15 protein-coding genes are annotated in these 16706 nt (G+C 73.6%); 8 read left to right on the forward strand and 7 right to left on the reverse strand.

Translation table 11 applies throughout. The features are described from left to right. The first annotated feature begins 26 nt into the window (after positions 1-26). The gene (locus tag B086_RS0102745; protein WP_018564880.1) at positions 27-1886 is read left to right on the forward strand and encodes a GMC family oxidoreductase N-terminal domain-containing protein; all 1860 of its coding nucleotides are present in this window, start codon (positions 27-29) and stop codon (positions 1884-1886) included. Positions 1887-1973: 87 nt separating this feature from the next. On the opposite strand, the gene B086_RS42390 is transcribed toward B086_RS0102745, so the two are convergent. Next, positions 1974-3029, reverse strand: a complete 1056-nt coding sequence (locus B086_RS42390; RefSeq protein WP_026252035.1) for an LAETG motif-containing sortase-dependent surface protein — start codon at positions 3027-3029, stop codon at positions 1974-1976. Positions 3030-3454: 425 nt separating this feature from the next. Beyond that, complete coding sequence (locus B086_RS0102755; RefSeq protein WP_018564883.1) at positions 3455-3823, reverse strand: chorismate mutase; 369 nt, start codon at positions 3821-3823, stop codon at positions 3455-3457. A 455-nt stretch (positions 3824-4278) separates the two neighbouring features. Between B086_RS0102755 and guaA the strand changes: the two genes are divergently transcribed. Then, positions 4279-5859 (forward strand): glutamine-hydrolyzing GMP synthase, encoded by a 1581-nt coding sequence (guaA, locus tag B086_RS0102760; RefSeq protein ID WP_018564884.1) that lies wholly within the window; start codon positions 4279-4281, stop codon positions 5857-5859. A 20-nt stretch (positions 5860-5879) separates the two neighbouring features. Here guaA and B086_RS0102765 read toward each other — a convergent pair whose 3' ends face one another. Next, on the reverse strand, positions 5880-6353 hold the full coding sequence (locus B086_RS0102765) for a pyridoxamine 5'-phosphate oxidase family protein (protein ID WP_026252036.1): 474 nt from the start codon (positions 6351-6353) through the stop codon (positions 5880-5882). A gap of 150 nt (positions 6354-6503) precedes the next feature. Between B086_RS0102765 and B086_RS0102770 the strand changes: the two genes are divergently transcribed. From B086_RS0102770 to B086_RS0102780, 3 genes are all read left to right on the forward strand, one after another. Beyond that, complete coding sequence (locus B086_RS0102770; RefSeq protein ID WP_018564886.1) at positions 6504-7304, forward strand: class II aldolase/adducin family protein; 801 nt, start codon at positions 6504-6506, stop codon at positions 7302-7304. 151 nt (positions 7305-7455) lie between these two features. Next, positions 7456-8739: a hypothetical protein gene (locus B086_RS0102775; protein ID WP_026252037.1), complete on the forward strand. Its 1284-nt coding sequence runs from the start codon at positions 7456-7458 to the stop codon at positions 8737-8739. A 185-nt stretch (positions 8740-8924) separates the two neighbouring features. After that, positions 8925-9461: a DoxX family protein gene (locus B086_RS0102780; RefSeq protein WP_018564888.1), complete on the forward strand. Its 537-nt coding sequence runs from the start codon at positions 8925-8927 to the stop codon at positions 9459-9461. Between the two features lie 75 nt (positions 9462-9536). Here the strand turns inward: B086_RS0102780 and B086_RS0102785 are convergent, their stop codons facing one another. Next, complete coding sequence (locus B086_RS0102785) at positions 9537-9770, reverse strand: hypothetical protein (RefSeq protein WP_018564889.1); 234 nt, start codon at positions 9768-9770, stop codon at positions 9537-9539. Then, positions 9757-11385, reverse strand: coding sequence for a PspC domain-containing protein (locus B086_RS0102790; protein WP_078530952.1), 1629 nt, complete (start codon positions 11383-11385; stop codon positions 9757-9759). The genes B086_RS0102785 and B086_RS0102790 overlap by 14 nt, the downstream gene beginning before the upstream one ends. A gap of 197 nt (positions 11386-11582) precedes the next feature. On the opposite strand from B086_RS0102790, the gene B086_RS0102795 reads away from it, so the two are divergent. Both B086_RS0102795 and B086_RS0102800 read left to right on the forward strand, forming a co-directional pair. Next, on the forward strand, positions 11583-12872 hold the full coding sequence (locus tag B086_RS0102795; protein WP_018564891.1) for an ATP-binding protein: 1290 nt from the start codon (positions 11583-11585) through the stop codon (positions 12870-12872). Then, entirely contained in the window at positions 12872-13609 is a 738-nt protein-coding gene (locus B086_RS0102800; protein WP_018564892.1) for a LuxR C-terminal-related transcriptional regulator, read from the forward strand. The genes B086_RS0102795 and B086_RS0102800 overlap by 1 nt, the downstream gene beginning before the upstream one ends. Before the next feature lie 3 nt (positions 13610-13612). On the opposite strand, the gene B086_RS0102805 is transcribed toward B086_RS0102800, so the two are convergent. After that, a complete protein-coding gene (locus B086_RS0102805) occupies positions 13613-14719 on the reverse strand; it encodes an NlpC/P60 family protein (protein WP_018564893.1) in 1107 nt (368 codons plus the stop codon). A 455-nt stretch (positions 14720-15174) separates the two neighbouring features. Between B086_RS0102805 and B086_RS0102810 the strand changes: the two genes are divergently transcribed. Next, on the forward strand, positions 15175-15528 hold the full coding sequence (locus B086_RS0102810) for a hypothetical protein (RefSeq protein WP_018564894.1): 354 nt from the start codon (positions 15175-15177) through the stop codon (positions 15526-15528). A gap of 19 nt (positions 15529-15547) precedes the next feature. Here the strand turns inward: B086_RS0102810 and B086_RS0102815 are convergent, their stop codons facing one another. After that, a complete protein-coding gene (locus B086_RS0102815) occupies positions 15548-16516 on the reverse strand; it encodes a tellurite resistance/C4-dicarboxylate transporter family protein (protein ID WP_018564895.1) in 969 nt (322 codons plus the stop codon). Positions 16517-16706 lie beyond the last annotated feature (190 nt).

The following is a 16706-nucleotide window of genomic DNA, read 5'->3' on the forward strand; positions in this document are numbered from 1 at the left end:
ACACCCGTTCTCGACGAGGAGAGCACGTGTCGCAGGAGAACTCCGTCCCCGAGCAGGACGAAGCGGCGTACGACGTAGCGGCGGTGTACGACGAAACGGCGGCGTACGACGAAACGGCGTACGACTACGACGTCATCGTCGTGGGATCCGGGTTCGGCGGGTCCGTCTCCGCGCTCCGCCTGACCGAGAAGGGCTACCGCGTCGGTGTCCTGGAGGCGGGCCGCCGCTTCACCCGGGGGAGCCTGCCGAAGAACTCCTGGGACCTGAAGAACTACCTGTGGGCCCCGAAGCTCGGCCTGTACGGCATCCAGCGCATCCATCTGCTGGGCAACGTCATGGTGCTGGCCGGTGCCGGGGTCGGCGGCGGCTCCCTCAACTACGCCAACACCCTCTACGTACCGCCGAAGCCCTTCTTCGAGGACCCGCAGTGGCGGGACATCACCGACTGGCAGGAGGAGCTGGCGCCCTACTACGACCAGGCCCGGCGCATGCTGGGCGTCCGGCTGAACCCGACGATGACCCCCTCCGACGTGCATCTGAAGGCGGCGGCGCAGCGCATGGGCGTCGGCGACACCTTCCACATGGCGCCGGTCGGGGTGTTCTTCGGCGACGGCGAGGACGCCGACGGCACCGCGAAGGCCCGGCCCGGACAGCAGGTCGCCGACCCCTACTTCGGCGGCGCCGGACCGGACCGCAATGCCTGCGTCGAGTGCGGCGAGTGCATGACGGGCTGTCGGCACGGCGCGAAGAACACGCTCAACGAGAACTATCTGCACCTCGCCGAGAAGGCGGGCGCGGTGGTCCACCCGATGACGACGGTCGTCTCCGTCACCGACGACTCGCGGGGCGGCTACGCGGTCGCCACGCTCCCGACCGACGACCGGAAGAAGGGCGCGGGCCGCGTCCTCACCGCCCGCCGGGTGGTCCTGGCCGCCGGTACCTACGGCACCCAGACCCTGCTGCACCGCATGAAGGCGGGCCGTCGGCTCCCGTACCTCTCCGAGCGGCTCGGCGAGCTGACCCGCACCAACTCCGAGGCACTGGTGGGCGCGCAGACCGACAACCGGCGCTATCGCGCGGTGACCGGCCAGGCGCGGCCCGACTTCACCCGCGGCGTCGCCATCACCTCGTCCTTCCACCCCGACGAGAACACCCACATCGAGCCGGTCCGCTACGGCAAGGGCTCCAACTCGATGGGTGGCCTGTCCATCCTCCAGGTGCCGTTCGTGGACGGCGGTTCGCGGGTCGCGGCCTGGCTGGCGAACGCCGCCCGCCATCCGCTGCTCGTCCTGCGCTCGCTGTCCAACCGCCGCTGGTCGGAACGTTCCATCATCGGCCTGGTCATGCAGTCCCTGGACAACTCCCTGACGACGTACCTGAAACCGGACGGCGTCGGCAAGGGTCTGCTCACCGCCCGCCAGGGCCACGGCGCGCCCAACCCCAAGCAGATCAAGGCGGCGACGGAGGGCGCCTCCGCGCTCGCCGCCGAGATCAACGGCTTCGCCGGTTCCAACGTGGGCGAGCTGATGGGCACCCCGCTGACCGCGCACTTCCTCGGCGGCTGCCCCATCGGCGACTCGCCCGAGACGGGGGTCATCGACCCGTACCACCGGCTGTACGGCCACCCCGGCATCTCGGTCGTCGACGGCGCCGCGGTCTCCGCGAACCTGGGTGTCAACCCGTCGCTGACCATCACCGCGCAGGCCGAGCGCGCGATGTCGTACTGGCCGAACAACGGCGAGGCCGATCCGCGCCCGGCGCAGGGCGCGGCCTACGAGCGGCTGAAGCCGGTGGAGCCGCGCGAACCGGCGGTCCCGGCCGGTGCGTTCGGCGCGCTGCGGTTGCCGTTCCTGGGCATACCCGCGGTGCCGCCGAAGAAGAAGTAGCACGCCCCGGAAGAAGCGGCAGGCGACGGGAAGGACCCGCGCCCCCCTCCTGGCGCGGGTCCTTCCCGTCCGTGCGGTGCCGGGGGCCTACGCCTGCGCACCGCCCTTGCGGCGGCGCACCGCGAACACCACACCGGCACCGGCCACGACCGCGACCCCGCCGACGAGGCCGAGGACGGGAACCATGGAGCTGGAGCCGGTCTCGGCGAGGGTGCCGGTGGCCGGGATCACCTCGGCGCCGCCCTGCGGACGCTTGCCGCCGGCGGGCTTGTCACCGTTGCCGGGCCGGGCGTCACCGGGGTCGCCGTTGGGGCTGCCGGGCTTCAGGACGGTGAACGCGTAGTAGTCGAACGCGTTGTGCACGCAGTTCTTGTCCTGGTCGACGTAGCCGCCCAGGCCCACGGTGTAGCCGTCGCCCGCGGGGGCCTTCGCGGTGATGTTCACGCGCAGGGAGATGTCGACCGTCTGCTTCGGGCCGAGCGGCGTCTCGCCGAAGTAGATGCCGTTGTCGACCTGGTCCGCGAGGGACTCCCACTTCCCGGTCGCCGGGTTCAGGTACTCCAGCAGGGCGTAGGTGCTCAGCCAGTCCTTCTCGTTCTCGCTCATCGATTCGTTGTCGACGAGGGCGAGCCACTGCACCTGGCCCAGGGGCCGGTCGCTGTGGTTGGACGCGGTGAGCTTGAAGGGGTGCCAGCCGCTGCCCGCGACGATCTTGCCGGGCAGACCGGAGACGGCGATCGTCAGCTGCGAGTCGGCGTCCACGTCGTCGTCGGTGCACGGCGTCGGCTCGGCGGAGGGCTCGGCGGGCTTGCTCGGCGAGGCGGAGGTGGAGGCCGATGCCGATGCCGAGGAGGACGCCGACGACGAGGCGGAGGCGGAGGGCGAGGAGGAGGCGGATCCGGACGGCGACGTCGTGTCGGACGCTCCGGTCGACGGAGTGGTCTCGGTCCCGCCGGAGGACGGGGTGGTCTCGGTCGTGCCGCCGGTCGGGGCGGACTCGGAGGCGGAGGCCGACGCGCTCGACGTGCTCGACGAGGGGGTGCCGGTCGGCTCCTCGGCGGACGCCGTGGGCGCCGACAGCAGGGCCAGCGGGGCTATCGCGGCCGTCGTGGCGGCCAGGGCCAGGGCGCGGCGAAGCTTCATGAAGACCTCGGGAAGTCCGGCGTACCGCGTGTCACGCGGTACGGAGGTTGCGGGAGGCCTCCGCTGTGGGGCGCGGGTGTGGCCGTGGGTTCCGCTGATGTGACCCGGGGCTCCGGTGAATGGTTGCGCCGCTTCTCACCAGATTTTCATGTGAGCTGCGTCATGCGTGGGCGCGGCCGGTTCCGGGCGTCCCCGGAACCGGCCGTCACCCGGGTGACCGGGCTGCTGTCCCCTGCCGTCCGGCCACGTCCCCGGAGCGGGGTCCCACGACGCACGGCACGATCCGTACGTCACACCGCCCCGGAGAGCCACGCGTGGTTTCCTTCGCGTCCGTCCCTGGCTGGCACGGCCACTCCGACCAACGACGCGGGGCCCTTCGCGGTCACGCACCCGCACCGTACGGGTGAGAGCCGCGGACGGACGGGTCAGACCGTGCCGCGGCACAGCTCCAGCAGGGTCATCGCCAGGCTGGTGCCCGGCCTGCCGAGAGCGTCCCGGTAGCGGCCGAGGATCTCCATCTCGCGGGAGAGGTGCACGCGCCGCCCGCCCGAGCCGATCCGGGCCTTCTGGACGACCGCCGACACCGCCATCCGTTCCTGGACCAGGCCCAGGATCCGGTCGTCGAGCGCGTCGATGCGTTCGCGCGCGTCGGTGATGACGCCCGCGGCCTCGGCGGAGCGGGCACCGGTCGGGTCGGTCGTGGTCGCGGTCGAGGCCGAGGGGCGGGCCGGGGGCGCGGCGGTGGTCGCCGGGGTGGGGGTCGCTGCGGTGCGGGCTGCTGCGGTGGTGGTCATCGCGGGGGCTCCTCGCTGGTGGTGGCGGTGCCCCGGAGCGGCAAGGACCGGGTGGAACGCCAGACGCCCCGGGCCTTGTCGGCCCGGGGCGCCTGGGAAGTCGCTCGTCAGTGGCTCAAGCAACACGACCATGGCAGCCGGCGGGCCGGGTGCCATAGGTAAAGACGAAGGTCGTGGAGTGCGTGAGCATGGCGCCAGTATGCCGTGGCGCCGGACGCCGTCCAAGCCGGTTCGCATGCTGAGACATGCGGGGGCGTCCCGTCCGGGGAGCGCGCGGACGGGGCGCCCGCCGGGGCGCCCGCCGGGGCGCCCGCCGGGGCGCCCGCCGGGGCGCCCGCCGGGGCGCCCGCCGGGGCGCCCGCCGGGGCGTTCGTGCGCGCGGGGCGGGTCCCGTCGGCACCTCGGTAGAATCGCAGGTACACCGACCCGCCCGTCCCACCGCCGGAAGGCACCCCGTGTCATCAGCGACTCCCGCTGCCGCCGCCCCCGACACCGTCCTGGTCGTCGACTTCGGTGCGCAGTACGCCCAGCTCATCGCCCGTCGCGTCCGTGAGGCCCGGGTCTACAGCGAGATCGTGCCGAGCACCATGCCGGTGGCGGAGATGCTCGCCAAGAACCCGGCGGCGATCATCCTCTCCGGCGGCCCCTCCTCGGTCTACGAGGAAGGCGCCCCCCGCCTGGACCGCGCGCTCTTCGAGTCCGGCGTCCCCGTCTTCGGCATGTGCTACGGCTTCCAGCTGATGGCGCAGCTCCTCGGCGGCACCGTCGACAACTCCGGCGCGCGCGAGTACGGCCGCACCGGGCTCGCCGTCTCCAAGCCGTCCTCCACCCTCTTCGAGGGCACCCCGGCCGAGCAGGCCGTGTGGATGTCGCACGGCGACGCCTGCTCCGCCGCCCCCGAGGGCTTCACCGTCACGGCCTCCACGGACGTCGTCCCGGTCGCCGCCTTCGAGAACGACGACAAGAAGCTCTACGGCGTCCAGTACCACCCCGAGGTCATGCACTCCACGCACGGCCAGCAGGTGCTGGAGCACTTCCTGTACCGCGGCGCCGGCCTCACCCCCTCCTGGACCACGGGCAATGTGATCGAGGAGCAGGTCGCCGCCATCCGCGGGCAGGTCGGCGACAAGCGCGCCATCTGCGGCCTGTCCGGCGGTGTGGACTCCGCGGTCGCCGCCGCCCTCGTCCAGAAGGCCATCGGCTCCCAGCTGACCTGCGTCTACGTCGACCACGGCCTGATGCGCAAGGGCGAGACCGAGCAGGTCGAGAAGGACTTCGTGGCCGCCACCGGCGTCCAGCTGAAGGTCGTCGACGCCGAGGAGCGCTTCCTCACCGCCCTCAAGGGCGTCTCGGACCCCGAGGAGAAGCGGAAGATCATCGGCCGCGAGTTCATCCGGGTCTTCGAGCAGGCCCAGGCCGAGATCATCGCGGACGCGGGCCCGGCGGTCGAGTTCCTGGTGCAGGGCACCCTCTACCCGGACGTCGTCGAGTCCGGCGGCGGCACCGGCACCGCCAACATCAAGTCGCACCACAATGTCGGCGGCCTGCCCGAGGACCTGGAGTTCCGGCTGATCGAGCCGCTGCGCAAGCTGTTCAAGGACGAGGTCCGCATGGTCGGCCAGGAGCTGGGCCTGCCGGAGGAGATCGTCCAGCGCCAGCCCTTCCCCGGCCCCGGCCTCGGCATCCGCATCGTCGGCGAGGTCACCAAGGAGCGCCTGGACCTGCTGCGCGAGGCCGACGCCATCGCCCGCGAGGAGCTGACCGCGGCCGGTCTCGACCGCGACATCTGGCAGTGCCCGGTGGTCCTGCTCGCGGACGTCCGCAGCGTCGGCGTCCAGGGCGACGGCCGCACCTACGGCCACCCGATCGTGCTGCGCCCGGTCTCCAGCGAGGACGCCATGACCGCCGACTGGTCGCGGCTGCCGTACGAGGTGCTGGGCCGGATCTCCACCCGGATCACCAACGAGGTCCGCGACGTCAACCGCGTCGTCCTCGATGTGACGAGCAAGCCGCCGGGCACCATCGAGTGGGAGTGACGGCCCCCGCCGCGTAGGGGTCAGGTCCGCCGGAGGGTCCGCACCGGCTCTCCGGGCCGGAAGACCTGGACGACCAGATACCGGTCGTCCTCGACGGAGGTCCGCACGACCTCCGTCAGCTCGGTGCGGAAGAGGTGGAACGGCTGCGGCGGTTCCACCTCTTTCTCATACGCCCCCTTCGTCTCCGGGTCCGTCACCTCGAACGCCCGCCCGCCGATCCGCACATCGCCGCCGCCCATCGCGGTGCCGGGACCCGGATTCGCCTGGAGTGCGAACCGCGGGTCCCGCAGCAGATCGCGCGCCTTCAGCGAGTCCGGCATCATGCCGAGCCACAGCTCTCCGTGCAGGAACCGCACCTCCAGTCCGCTGGTCCGGGGCGTACCGTCCGCGCGCAGCGTGACGAGCACGTGGTGCCGGAAGGCGCCGAAGCGCCCCTCGGCCAGTGCGGCAAGGCCGGGTTCCGTCGCGGCGAAAGCCGCCCAGTTCGTCGCCATGCCGGTGAGTGTGGCGCGGAAACCGGACATCTCCCGTCGGGTATGGGACAGGGGCGGCCGGGTGCGCGGCATCTTCACGAACGAGCGCTGCCATTCCCGGCCGCCCCCGGGTACTTTCCGCCCGTACACCGATCACCCGCCGGAGGACCCATGCACGGCCGCGGCCCCACTCCGCCCCCGCCCCTGCCCACCGACAGGCTGCGCTTCGCCATGCCGCCGATGCACGAGTCGGTGGAGGACGAACGCCGGCACCGCAGGGAACGGCTCGCGGGCGCGCTGCGGATCTTCGGCCGGTACGGCTTCGAGGACGGCGTCTCGGGCCACATCACCGCCCGCGACCCCGAGTTCAGCGACTGCTTCTGGGTCAATCCCTTCGGCATGCCCTTCGCGCACGTCACCGTGAGCGATCTCGTGCTCGCCAACCAGGACGGCCAGGTCATCGAGGGCGGCCACCACGTCAACCAGGCCGCCTTCACCGTGCACGCCCAGGTGCACGCGGCCCGGCCGGACGTGGTCGCCGTCGCCCACTGCCACTCCGTGCACGGCCGCGCCCTGGCCGCCCTCGGTGAACTCCTCGACCCGCTCACCCAGGAGAGCTGTGCCTTCTACGAGGACCACGCCCTCTACGACGCCTACACCGGTGTCGTCGTCGACGCGGAGGAGGGCCGCCGGATCGCCGACACCCTCGGCTCCCGCAAGGCGCTGGTGCTGCGCAACCACGGCCTGCTGACGGTCGGCGACTCGGTGGACGCCGCCGCCTGGTGGTTCCTCTCCATGGAACGCTCCGCCCAGGTGCAGCTGGCCGCCCGCGCGGCGGGTCGCCCGGTCCTCATCGACCACCGGGCGGCGGTGTCGACCCGCGAACAGCTCGGCGGGGACCTGGTGGCCTGGATCAACTACCAGCCTCTGTGGCAGCAGGTCAGCCGCGCCGAACCCGACCTGCTGAACTGATCCCCGCGGCGTCAACACGACGCCTCGAACTTCATCCTTCCGGAGCGGACCGGACGGACACGGACCGCGTGCTGTAGGGCACAATTCGCAGTCGGCGTAGGGGTGTTGTCCGCAGCGCGGCTGCGGGTTCCGGGGAAGGCGGGCGTCCGGCGTGGCGGTGCAGGAAGCGAGAGACGGCACGGGGGCGGGAACGCATCCCCACGCGGGCGGCTGCACGTGCGGGGACTGCCCGCACGGGGCACGCGCGGGACACCGGCAGGCGGTGGCCGCCTTCCTGCTCCAGCGCGAGCAGTTCGCCGCCGGGCAGGGACTGCCCGCGGCCGTGGCCCACTCGGTGTCGGCGTCCCGGCAGTGGGTCTCCGAGGAACTGACGCAGTCCGCGGAACTCGTCGCCGCCCGCCGCCGCGCCGAGGGCGGCGCCTGGCTCGGCCGGCTCTGGCGCTGGACCGCGTACACGGTCTGGGCCGCGGTCGTCCTGCTGCTCCTGGTGCAGGCGCTCACCGCGGTCGGCGCGGGCTGGAGCACCGCCCGCACGGCGGGCCTGCTCGCGGCGGTGGCGGTCGCCGTGCTGCTGACGGCCGCCTCGTGGTTCCACCGGGCGCGCGGCGGCGCGCTGGCCCCGGTCATCGGTGAGGACAACAGGCTCTCCACCTCTCGTACGGTCGCCGCGGTCTGGGTGCTGTTCGTGGCGTACGCGGTGCTGGTGCTGGCGGGCCGCCTCGCGGCGGCCTCGGACCACGCCGAACGCGACGCCCTGATCTCCGGCCTCGAACTGGCCCGGGGCGCCGGTGTGGTCACCGTGCTCGCCGTGGTGTGCGGGATCGCTGTGCTGGTGCGGCGGGTGATCGGGCTGCGGGTCCTCGGCCAGCGGCTCCAGAAGGTGCGGGCGGACCGGCCGCGGGCGGCCGACCTGCTGACCGACGACGCGGGCCGCGGCACCTTCGCCGACATCCAGTACGTCGTGATCAGCGCCGTCGCCCTGGCCTTCGCCGCGGTACGGCTGGCCCGGCGGCCGGACCAGCTCCCCGACCTGCCGTGGGGACTCGCGGTGGTGACGCTGGTCTCCGCCGCGACCTACCTGGCGGGCAAGTACGCGGAGGGCGGGCGCCCGGTCATCCTCTCGGTGGTCCGGGCCCGGGAGGCGGGCGACCTGGACGCGCCGATCCGCACCGGCGACGACATCGAGATCCGCGGCGCCGGTTTCGTCCCGCCGGGCGCACAGGGAGCGGACCGGCTGTCGCGGATGGTGGTCCGCATCGGCGCGGTCAACGTCCATGTGCCCCTGGTCCCCGTCACGGGAGGCTTCAGCAGCCCCACGGACACGGTGCTGACCGTGCCGGTCCCGGCCGACGTGGAACCGGGCCGGGTCGAGGTACAGCTCGTCACCGCGGCGGGCGTCGAGACCAACCGGTACGCGATCGACGTCACCGACTGAGGCCCCGGGCCCGGGAGGCGCGGACCGGGGCACCGATGGGGTGAGGCGTCAGGGCCAACCGGGGGGCGAATCCATACGGACGCCGGAAGAACAGCCCGGCCTGGTGGAGCACCTCCTTTCTCGCACACGTATGGTCTGTCGAGGGGTGAACGGCAGTGCGGTGAGGTGAGAGGCGGCTGACAACGATGACTCACGGCCTTCGTACGGACACGCGGACCGCGTATCTCGACCGTCGCGGCACCTGGCGGGAGACCGCCTCGCGCTACGCCCTCCTTCCCCTGCGGGTCTTCCTCGGCGTCACCTTCGTCTACGCCGGTCTGGACAAGCTCACCGACAGCGCCTTCATGAAGGCCGCCGGGCCCGGCTCGCTCGGAGACACCCTGCACGCGGTCCGCGGCTCCTCCGCCGTCCCGGCCCTGGTCGACCTGGCCCTGAAGAGCCCGGCCGGCTTCGGCTACGCCATCGCCTTCGGTGAACTCGCCGTCGGCCTCGGCGTCCTGTTCGGTCTGCTGGGCCGCCTGGCCGCGCTCGGCGGCGCCCTCATCTCCCTCAGCCTGTGGCTCACCGTCAGCTGGGCCACCAGCCCCTACTACTACGGCAACGACCTCGCCTATCTCATGGCCTGGCTCCCGCTCGTCCTCGCCGGCACCCCCGTGCTCTCCCTGGACGCCGTCCTGCCGGGACGACGGCGCCGGAGTCCGGGCCTGGGCAGCTACCGCTAGGGTCTTTCCTTTCGTTTGTACCGCCGGGTTGTTCGTACCGCCGGGTCGTTCGTACCGCCAGGGTCTTTCGTCGGATCAGGCCGGATCCGTCCGGGGCCGCTCCGCCCCGCGCGATCTGCGCCGCCGTCGTACGGTCCCGTCGACCATCCCCACCACGCCCCCCAGGCACAGGCCGCCCACCACGGCCGGGATCGCCACGAACCACGGCGCCCGCCACAGGCCGCCCGCGTCCCCGGCGCAGACGACGGCGGCGCCGAGGACGCTGACACCGGCCACCAGCCTCCCGGGCCGGAACTCATGAAGCAGCACGGCTCACCTCCGCTTGTCCGATGCCGACGTGCAGATCGAGGTCGACCGTCCCGGTGCTCGTGCCGCCCTCCGCCGGATCCAGCGTGATCTGCCGGGACCGGCCCGGGGCCACGTCCACGTCCCGTGAGCCGTCGCCCGGCAGCTGGATGTCGCCGACGCCCACGTCGATCTTCGCCCGCAGGGTCACGTCCTGGGGGACGATCACCCGCAGCCGGCCCACCCCCACCTCGGCCCGCGCGGTCACCTTCTGGCCCTTGCCCAGCCGTATTCGGGACAGGTCGAGCGTGCCGTCGCCGGTGCCCAGGTCGTACCTCGGCCGGACCTCGGTCACGGCGGCGGGCTGCCAGGTCGCGTGCGACCAGTGGGCGCTGACGTTCTCCGGGAGCGTCGTGGCGGTGGCGAGGAGGCCCGCGGTGATGACGGCCAGCAGGATCGAGCCCACCCCGGTCCGGCCGAGGAACGCGCTGACCGCGATGCCCAGGCCGAAGACGCCCAGCGCGCAGGCCAGACCGGTCTGGAGGCTGCCGGGAAGCGAGTGGTCGTACCAGGTCAGGCGCGTGCCGAGGGCACCGGCCGCGACGGCGAGCAGGAAGATCCAGCCGCCGATCGGGCGCGGGCCCTGCGCGCGGGGTGTGTCCGGGGCCGGGGGCCGCGCCTCGCGCCCGGGGCGGCCCCGGCTGATGTTGACGGCCGCCGCGACGTCCCGGTCCCGCGGGTCCTGCGGTCCCCACAGATACCCGGTGCCGCCGACATGGGTGCCGTCCTTGACGATCGGCTCGCGCCACCAGGACGGGTACGACGAAGGGGCCGGGGGTGCCTTGGCCTCCGGCGGCGCGTCGGCGGCGGCCTGGGCCGCCAGCGGGTCCGGGTCGGCCGAGCCCCGGTGCTGCGACCAGTACCCGGCCCCGGCCAGGAGGAGGGAGAGGACGACGGCGAAGGTGAGCACGCTGCCGTTGCGCAGCATGGACAGGAACACCCCGCAGCCGACCAGCGCGAACAGCACGGCGGCCAGCGCATGGCCGTTCACCCGGCCGGTGAGGAGCTTGCGCACCTCGTTCTCTTCCTCGTCGTCGAGGGGGACGAAGAGCCAGGCGAAGCCGTAGAAGATGAGGCCGATACCGCCGGTCGCGGAGAGCACGGCCAGGGTGATCCGGAAGATCACCGGGTCCATGTCGCACCGGCGTCCCAGTCCCGCGCAGACCCCGGCGATCAGCTTGTGGCGCCGGTCCCGCCGGAATCCGAACGGGCCCGGAAGGCTTCCGTCCGCCTCCGCGCCGCCCCCGTCCGTCCGGGCGCCGGGACCGTCGGCAGCGGCCCCGCCGGTGCCGGGACCAGGATCGCCGCCGGTGCCGGGACCGCTGCCGGCCGTCCCCTCTGCTCCTGCCGTCCGCGGCTGCCCCGCCGTCCCCGCTGCCCCCTCTGTCTCCTCTCTCCCTGGTCTCCCTGGCCCGTGCACGCTCGCCTCTCCGGTCCGGCCGGGCCGCTCGTCCGGGCCCGGCTGCCCGCCCGCACCCGCAGCCGGGCCGGGCGCGGCGGCCCCGGGCCCGTCACCCGGGGCCGGGTGCGGGCCGGAGCCGGGTTCCGGACCCGATTCGGCGTGCTGGTGATTCGTCATGCGTCCATGGTGACGGGCGAGCCGCCGCCGCGGCAGTCGGGACGACCCTGGCAGAACCCTGATTCGTCCCTGAGCCCCGCCGGGGGATGCGTTCGACGGGCCACGACCGGCCCGGGGCGCCGCCGCCGCGAAGATCAGGGGAGTCTCGGGGGCCGACCCTGATGCTCCCGCCCGGCCCGCATGTGACCATCGTTGGCATGCCGGAAGCCGCAGCACTGCCCGTCGACGACCCGCGGCCCCCGCGCAAGCTCTACCGCAGCAGCGACGGACGCTGGCTGGGCGGAGTGGCGCGGGGCCTCGCCGGGCACCTCGGGCTGCCCGTGGTGTGGGTGCGGCTCGTCTTCGCCGGGCTGTTCATGGCCGACGGCCTCGGCGCGCTGCTCTACGCGGCCTTCTGGTTCTTCGTGCCGCTCGGCGTCGGCGGCGTCGGCGGGCAGCGGCCGCCGACCTTCGTCACCACGGAGACCTCGCCGGACGGCCGCCGCAGAATCGTCACCCGCAGACCGGACAAGGGCCAGATCGTCGCCCTGCTGCTCATGGTCGTCGTGGCGTCGGTCTTCGTCGGCAGCGTCAACCTCGGCGGCGGCGCCAAGGCCTATCTCCTGCCCGCCGTCCTGGTCGCCGCGGGCGTCGCCCTCGTCTGGCGCCAGGCGGACAACGCCCGGCGGGCCCGCTGGATGGAGGTCGGCCGCCGCCGCCGTACGCTCACCCTGCTGCGCGCGGGCGCGGGTGTGCTGCTGGTCACCGCGGGCGTCTCCGCCATCTTCGTCCTCCAGGGCTCGGCCGCCCACCTCGGCTCGGTCCTCCAGGCGGGCCTCGCCGTCCTCGTCGGGATAACGCTGCTGGCCGGGCCGTATCTGGTGCGGATGACCCAGGACCTCTCCGAGGAGCGGCTGATGCGCATCCGCGCCCAGGAGCGCGCCGAGGTCGCCGCCCACGTCCACGACTCGGTGCTGCACACCCTGACCCTGATCCAGCGCAACGCGGAGAACGCGGGCGAGGTGCGCCGCCTCGCCCGCGCCCAGGAGCGCGACCTGCGCGCCTGGCTCTACAAGCCGGAGGGCAACGGCAAGGACGAGGAGGACGAACCGGCCACGCTCGCCGAGGCGGTGAAGCGCAATGCCGCCGAGGTCGAGGACAAGCACGGCGTCCCCCTGGAGGTCGTCGTGGTCGGAGACTGCCCGCTCGACGAGCGGATCGGAGCCCAGATGCAGGCCGCGAGGGAAGCCATGGTGAACGCCGCCAAGTACGGTGGCGAGGGCGGCGCCGTGCAGGTGTACGCCGAGGTCGAGGGGCGCAAGGTCTTCGTGTCCGTCCGCGACCGGGGGCCCGGCTTCGACCTCGACGCGATACCCGCCGACCGCATGGGTGTCAGAGAATCGATCATCGGCCGCATGGAGCGCAACGGGGGCACGGCCCGGCTGCGCGCGGTGCCGGACGGCGGCACGGAGGTCGAGCTGGAGATGGAGAGGGCGGAGAACACGTGATGAGCGACCCGACCGAGACGAACGGCACGGCGGCCGAGGCGACGGAGGCGGCCGGTACCACGGGCGGCGGGGCGGGGCGGCATGTGCGCGTGGTCCTCGTCGACGACCACCGCATGTTCCGTACGGGGGTGCGGGCCGAGATCGGGCGGACCGACGAGACCGGGGTCGAGGTGGTCGGGGAGGCCCCCGACGTCGACCAGGCGGTCGCGGTCATCACCGAGTCCCGCCCCGAGGTGGTCCTGCTGGACGTCCATCTGCCCGGCGGCGGCGGTGTGGAGGTGCTGCGGCGCTGCGCCGCGCTGATGGCCGACACCGAGCGGCCCGTCCGCTTCCTCGCGCTGTCCGTCTCGGACGCCGCGGAGGACGTGATCGGGGTGATCCGGGGCGGCGCGCGCGGCTATGTGACCAAGACGATCACGGGGACCGACCTCGTCGACTCGATCTTCCGGGTCCAGGAGGGCGACGCGGTGTTCTCCCCGCGGCTCGCTGGGTTCGTCCTCGACGCCTTCGCCTCCACCGACGCCCCGCCGGTCGACGAGGACCTGGACCGGCTCACCCAGCGCGAGCGCGAGGTGCTGCGGCTCATCGCCCGCGGGTACGCCTACAAGGAGATCGCCAAGCAGCTCTTCATCTCGGTGAAGACGGTGGAGTCCCATGTCTCGGCCGTGCTGCGCAAGCTCCAGCTGTCCAACCGCCACGAGCTGACCCGCTGGGCCACCGCGCGTCGTCTGGTGTGACGCTCACGCCACCCGGGTGGCCCCGGCGAACGGCATCTGGTCGACCGGGGCCAGGCGGACCGGGGCCGAGGGGTTCGGCGCGTGGATCATCTGCCCCTTGCCCACATAGATGCCGACGTGACTGATCCCGGAGTAGAAGAACACCAGGTCGCCGGGGCGCAGTCCGGCGCGGGGGACCCGGCGGCCGGCGCCGATCTGGGCGTAGGTGGTGCGGGGCAGGGAGATCCCGGCGGCGCGGTAGGCCGCCTGGACCAGGCCGGAGCAGTCGAAGGCGTGCGGCCCGGTGGCGCCCCACACATAGGGGCTGCCGAGCTTCTGGTACGCGTACGCGACGGCCGCCGCCGCCCGGGAGGTGGGCGCCGCGACGGGTCCCTGGGCGGTGAGCGTGTCCCGCGCGCCCGCGGCGGACCCGGACCGGGAGGCCCGCGCCCCGGGCCCGGCGCCGTCCTCGACGGCCGCCGCGCGCTGCGGCGGGGTGAGCCGGTCCAGCAGCCGCCTGGCCTCGGCCAGCTTGCCGTCGATCGTGTCCTTCTGCCGCCGCAGTTCCGCCTGCCGCGACCGGAGCGCGGCCAGCTCGGTGCGGGCCGCGCCGCGCGCCTGCTCGATCCCGCGCAGCTGCCTGCGCACCTGGGCCACGGCCGCGCTCTGCCGGGCGCCCGCCCGCTCCGCCAGGGCGGCGCCCTCCAGGTAGTGGCGGGGGTCGTCGGAGAGCAGGAACTGCACGGCGGGATCGATCCCGCCGTCCCGGTACTGCGCGGCGGCGATGGCGCCCAGGGTCTCCCGGGCCGCGTTGAGCCCGGCCTGTCCACGGGCCGCCTCGTCGCCCAGGGCCCGCAGCCGCTTCCCGGACGCCTCCGCCTTCTCCCGCTCGCCGTCGTACTTCTGGGTGGCGGTCTCCGCCTCCTGGTACAGCCGGTCCACCGTGGCCCTGACCTGCTCCGGCGTCAGCTGCGGCGCGGCCTGCGCGGAGCCGTCGAAGCCCGTGGCCGCCGCCGCGCCCGCGAGGGCGAGGGTGGCGGCGGTTCGTGCGGTGCTGCCGCCGAGCAGGCGTGGTCGGGGCTTGCGGTGCGAGGCCACGTGGACCGTCACGTCCTTTCGTTCGGCCGCCACGGGGGCGGTCCCTGCGGGTCCGGCGGCGGCCCGTACAGGGGAGCGGGCCGCCGCCGGACTTCTGCGGTGGGGCCCGGCCGCCGTACCGCCGTCCCTGTCCCGGACGGAGGCGGGCTGCCGGACACCCGGGGAAGGACGCTAGGTCGCGCCGCGTCGCACGAGTGACAGGTTGTACGAAACTGCCGCGGCCCGATCGTCCGGTGACCGGAAGTGATCACAGGTGGCACTCGGTCACGACGCCTTCACGCGGAGCGATGACCGAAGTGTCCGTTCGGGGGCGGGCGGAGGCGGCCCGGTGCTATGGCGGCCCGGCGGGGCGCGGGGCGGCGTGCGCGACGGGGGGCGTAGCGGGCGTAGCGAGGTGCGCGGCGAGTGCGCGGCGGGGTGTGCGGGGGCGGGGCGGAGCGGACGGCCCGGTTCCGGTGGGCTCGCGACCTGTCGTTAGGCTCCGCCCCATGGACGTACTCATCCATCTCTTCGTCGGCCTGCACATCATCGGGATCGCCGCGCTGCTCGGCGGCTTCCTCACCCAGATGAAGGCGATGGGCCGGGGCACGGCGCGGTTCGTGCCCGGCATGCTGCACGGCGCGCTGACCATGCTGGTCACCGGCATCGTCCTGGTCGGCCTCAACCAGGCCGACGACCACCACGTCAACACCGTCAAGATCGGCGTGAAGCTGGCGCTGCTGGTCGTGATCCTCGGCCTGGTCTACGTCAAGCGCGACGACGAGAAGGTGGACAAGAGCATGTTCGGGCTGGTCGGCCTGCTGACCACGGCGAACATCTTCATCGCGGTGCTCTGGACCTGACCGCGCCCGCCCCGCGGCCTCAGCGCGCGGCGTCCGCCAGTTCGGTACGCGCCTCGGCGACCGCGCCCGCCGCGACGGCCAGCCACGCCGCCACCGACACCCAGAGCAGCACCTCGCCGAGCCCCTTGAACGGCTTGTCCAGCGTGTCGGCGACGGACAGCGCCGCCGTCGCCGTCATGCCCATGGGGAAGACGGTCGACCAGCGGCGCACGTCGTACCCGGGCCGGGGCCGGACCACCTCCGCCACGGCCAGGACCGCGTACCAGGCGAGGTCGAGCACCAACAGCGCGAGGGTCACGGTGTGCAGGACGCCGTCGTCGTCCTTGTTCCACAGGTAGTGCCCCGCGCCACCGGCGGCGATCAGCTTCGCCCCGGCCACCGTGGAGATCGCCAGCGCCCCGCCCGCGACCCAGTGGTCGCCCCGCCCGGTGAGCACCTGGCGCAGGTCGAAGCGGGACAGGGCGAAGAGATAGAGCGCCAGGCCCAGCCAGAAGAAGACGAGCGCCGTGTGCGCGAGCCAGGCCGCGGACTCGGCCTTCGCCACCGAGGCGCCGAGCACGGCGAGTCCCTCGGTGGCCACGCAGCACAGGAAGACCGCCCCCGGCATGGGGCGCGGCGAGTTGCGCACGACGCGCGGCAGCAGCCACGGCCACAGCGCGGCGGCGAGCGCGAGCAGCGCCTCGGCGAGCCACTGCCAGCCCAGGTTGGAGAAGCGCGTGCCCAGCACGGTGGTCGTGGCGACCCCGGTGAGCGCGCCCGGCGTGCCCGCCTCGGCCGTCCAGCGCTCCCGTTCGCGCAGCAGCCGCAGGGTGAAGTCCGCGGCCAGCGCCACCCAGGCGACGCAGGCCACGGCGAGGACCGCGAGGGACAGCGCCTCGAAGCCCGTCAGGCCCAGCCCGATCGAGACGATGCCGCCGGCCATCACGGCGGCACCGGCGGCGGGCGGACGCTGCGCCAGCCAGGCGCGCAGGGGTGAGGTGGCGGGCATGGTGCTGATGCTAGAGAGCGGCGTACGCCGTGCGGACGGGGCACGCGCGGGGCAGGCGCAAAACCGTCTCCGCGCTCGCGCCGCCCGCGCGACGGACACCCCGTGACGCACGCCCCCCGTGACCCGTGTCCCCGTGACCCGCGTCCCGGTGACGCGCATCTCCTGTGACGCACGTCCCCGTCCGCCCGCG

Source organism: Streptomyces sp. PsTaAH-124 (assembly GCF_000373685.1).
Lineage (GTDB): Bacteria > Actinomycetota > Actinomycetes > Streptomycetales > Streptomycetaceae > Streptomyces > Streptomyces andamanensis.

What these genes read in the sequence shown, in the direction of transcription:
- B086_RS42390 (WP_026252035.1), bottom strand. Translation starts at nt 3,029, where the DNA reads ATGAAGCTTCGCCGCGCCCTGGCCCTGGCCGCCACGACGGCCGCGATA.
- B086_RS0102755 (WP_018564883.1), bottom strand. Translation starts at nt 3,823, where the DNA reads ATGACCACCACCGCAGCAGCCCGCACCGCAGCGACCCCCACCCCGGCG.
- B086_RS0102765 (WP_026252036.1), bottom strand. Translation starts at nt 6,353, where the DNA reads ATGGCGACGAACTGGGCGGCTTTCGCCGCGACGGAACCCGGCCTTGCC.
- B086_RS0102770 (WP_018564886.1), top strand. Translation starts at nt 6,504, where the DNA reads ATGCACGGCCGCGGCCCCACTCCGCCCCCGCCCCTGCCCACCGACAGG.
- B086_RS0102780 (WP_018564888.1), top strand. Translation starts at nt 8,925, where the DNA reads ATGACTCACGGCCTTCGTACGGACACGCGGACCGCGTATCTCGACCGT.
- B086_RS0102790 (WP_078530952.1), bottom strand. Translation starts at nt 11,385, where the DNA reads ATGACGAATCACCAGCACGCCGAATCGGGTCCGGAACCCGGCTCCGGC.
- B086_RS0102795 (WP_018564891.1), top strand. Translation starts at nt 11,583, where the DNA reads ATGCCGGAAGCCGCAGCACTGCCCGTCGACGACCCGCGGCCCCCGCGC.
- B086_RS0102800 (WP_018564892.1), top strand. Translation starts at nt 12,872, where the DNA reads ATGAGCGACCCGACCGAGACGAACGGCACGGCGGCCGAGGCGACGGAG.
- B086_RS0102810 (WP_018564894.1), top strand. Translation starts at nt 15,175, where the DNA reads ATGGACGTACTCATCCATCTCTTCGTCGGCCTGCACATCATCGGGATC.
- B086_RS0102815 (WP_018564895.1), bottom strand. Translation starts at nt 16,516, where the DNA reads ATGCCCGCCACCTCACCCCTGCGCGCCTGGCTGGCGCAGCGTCCGCCC.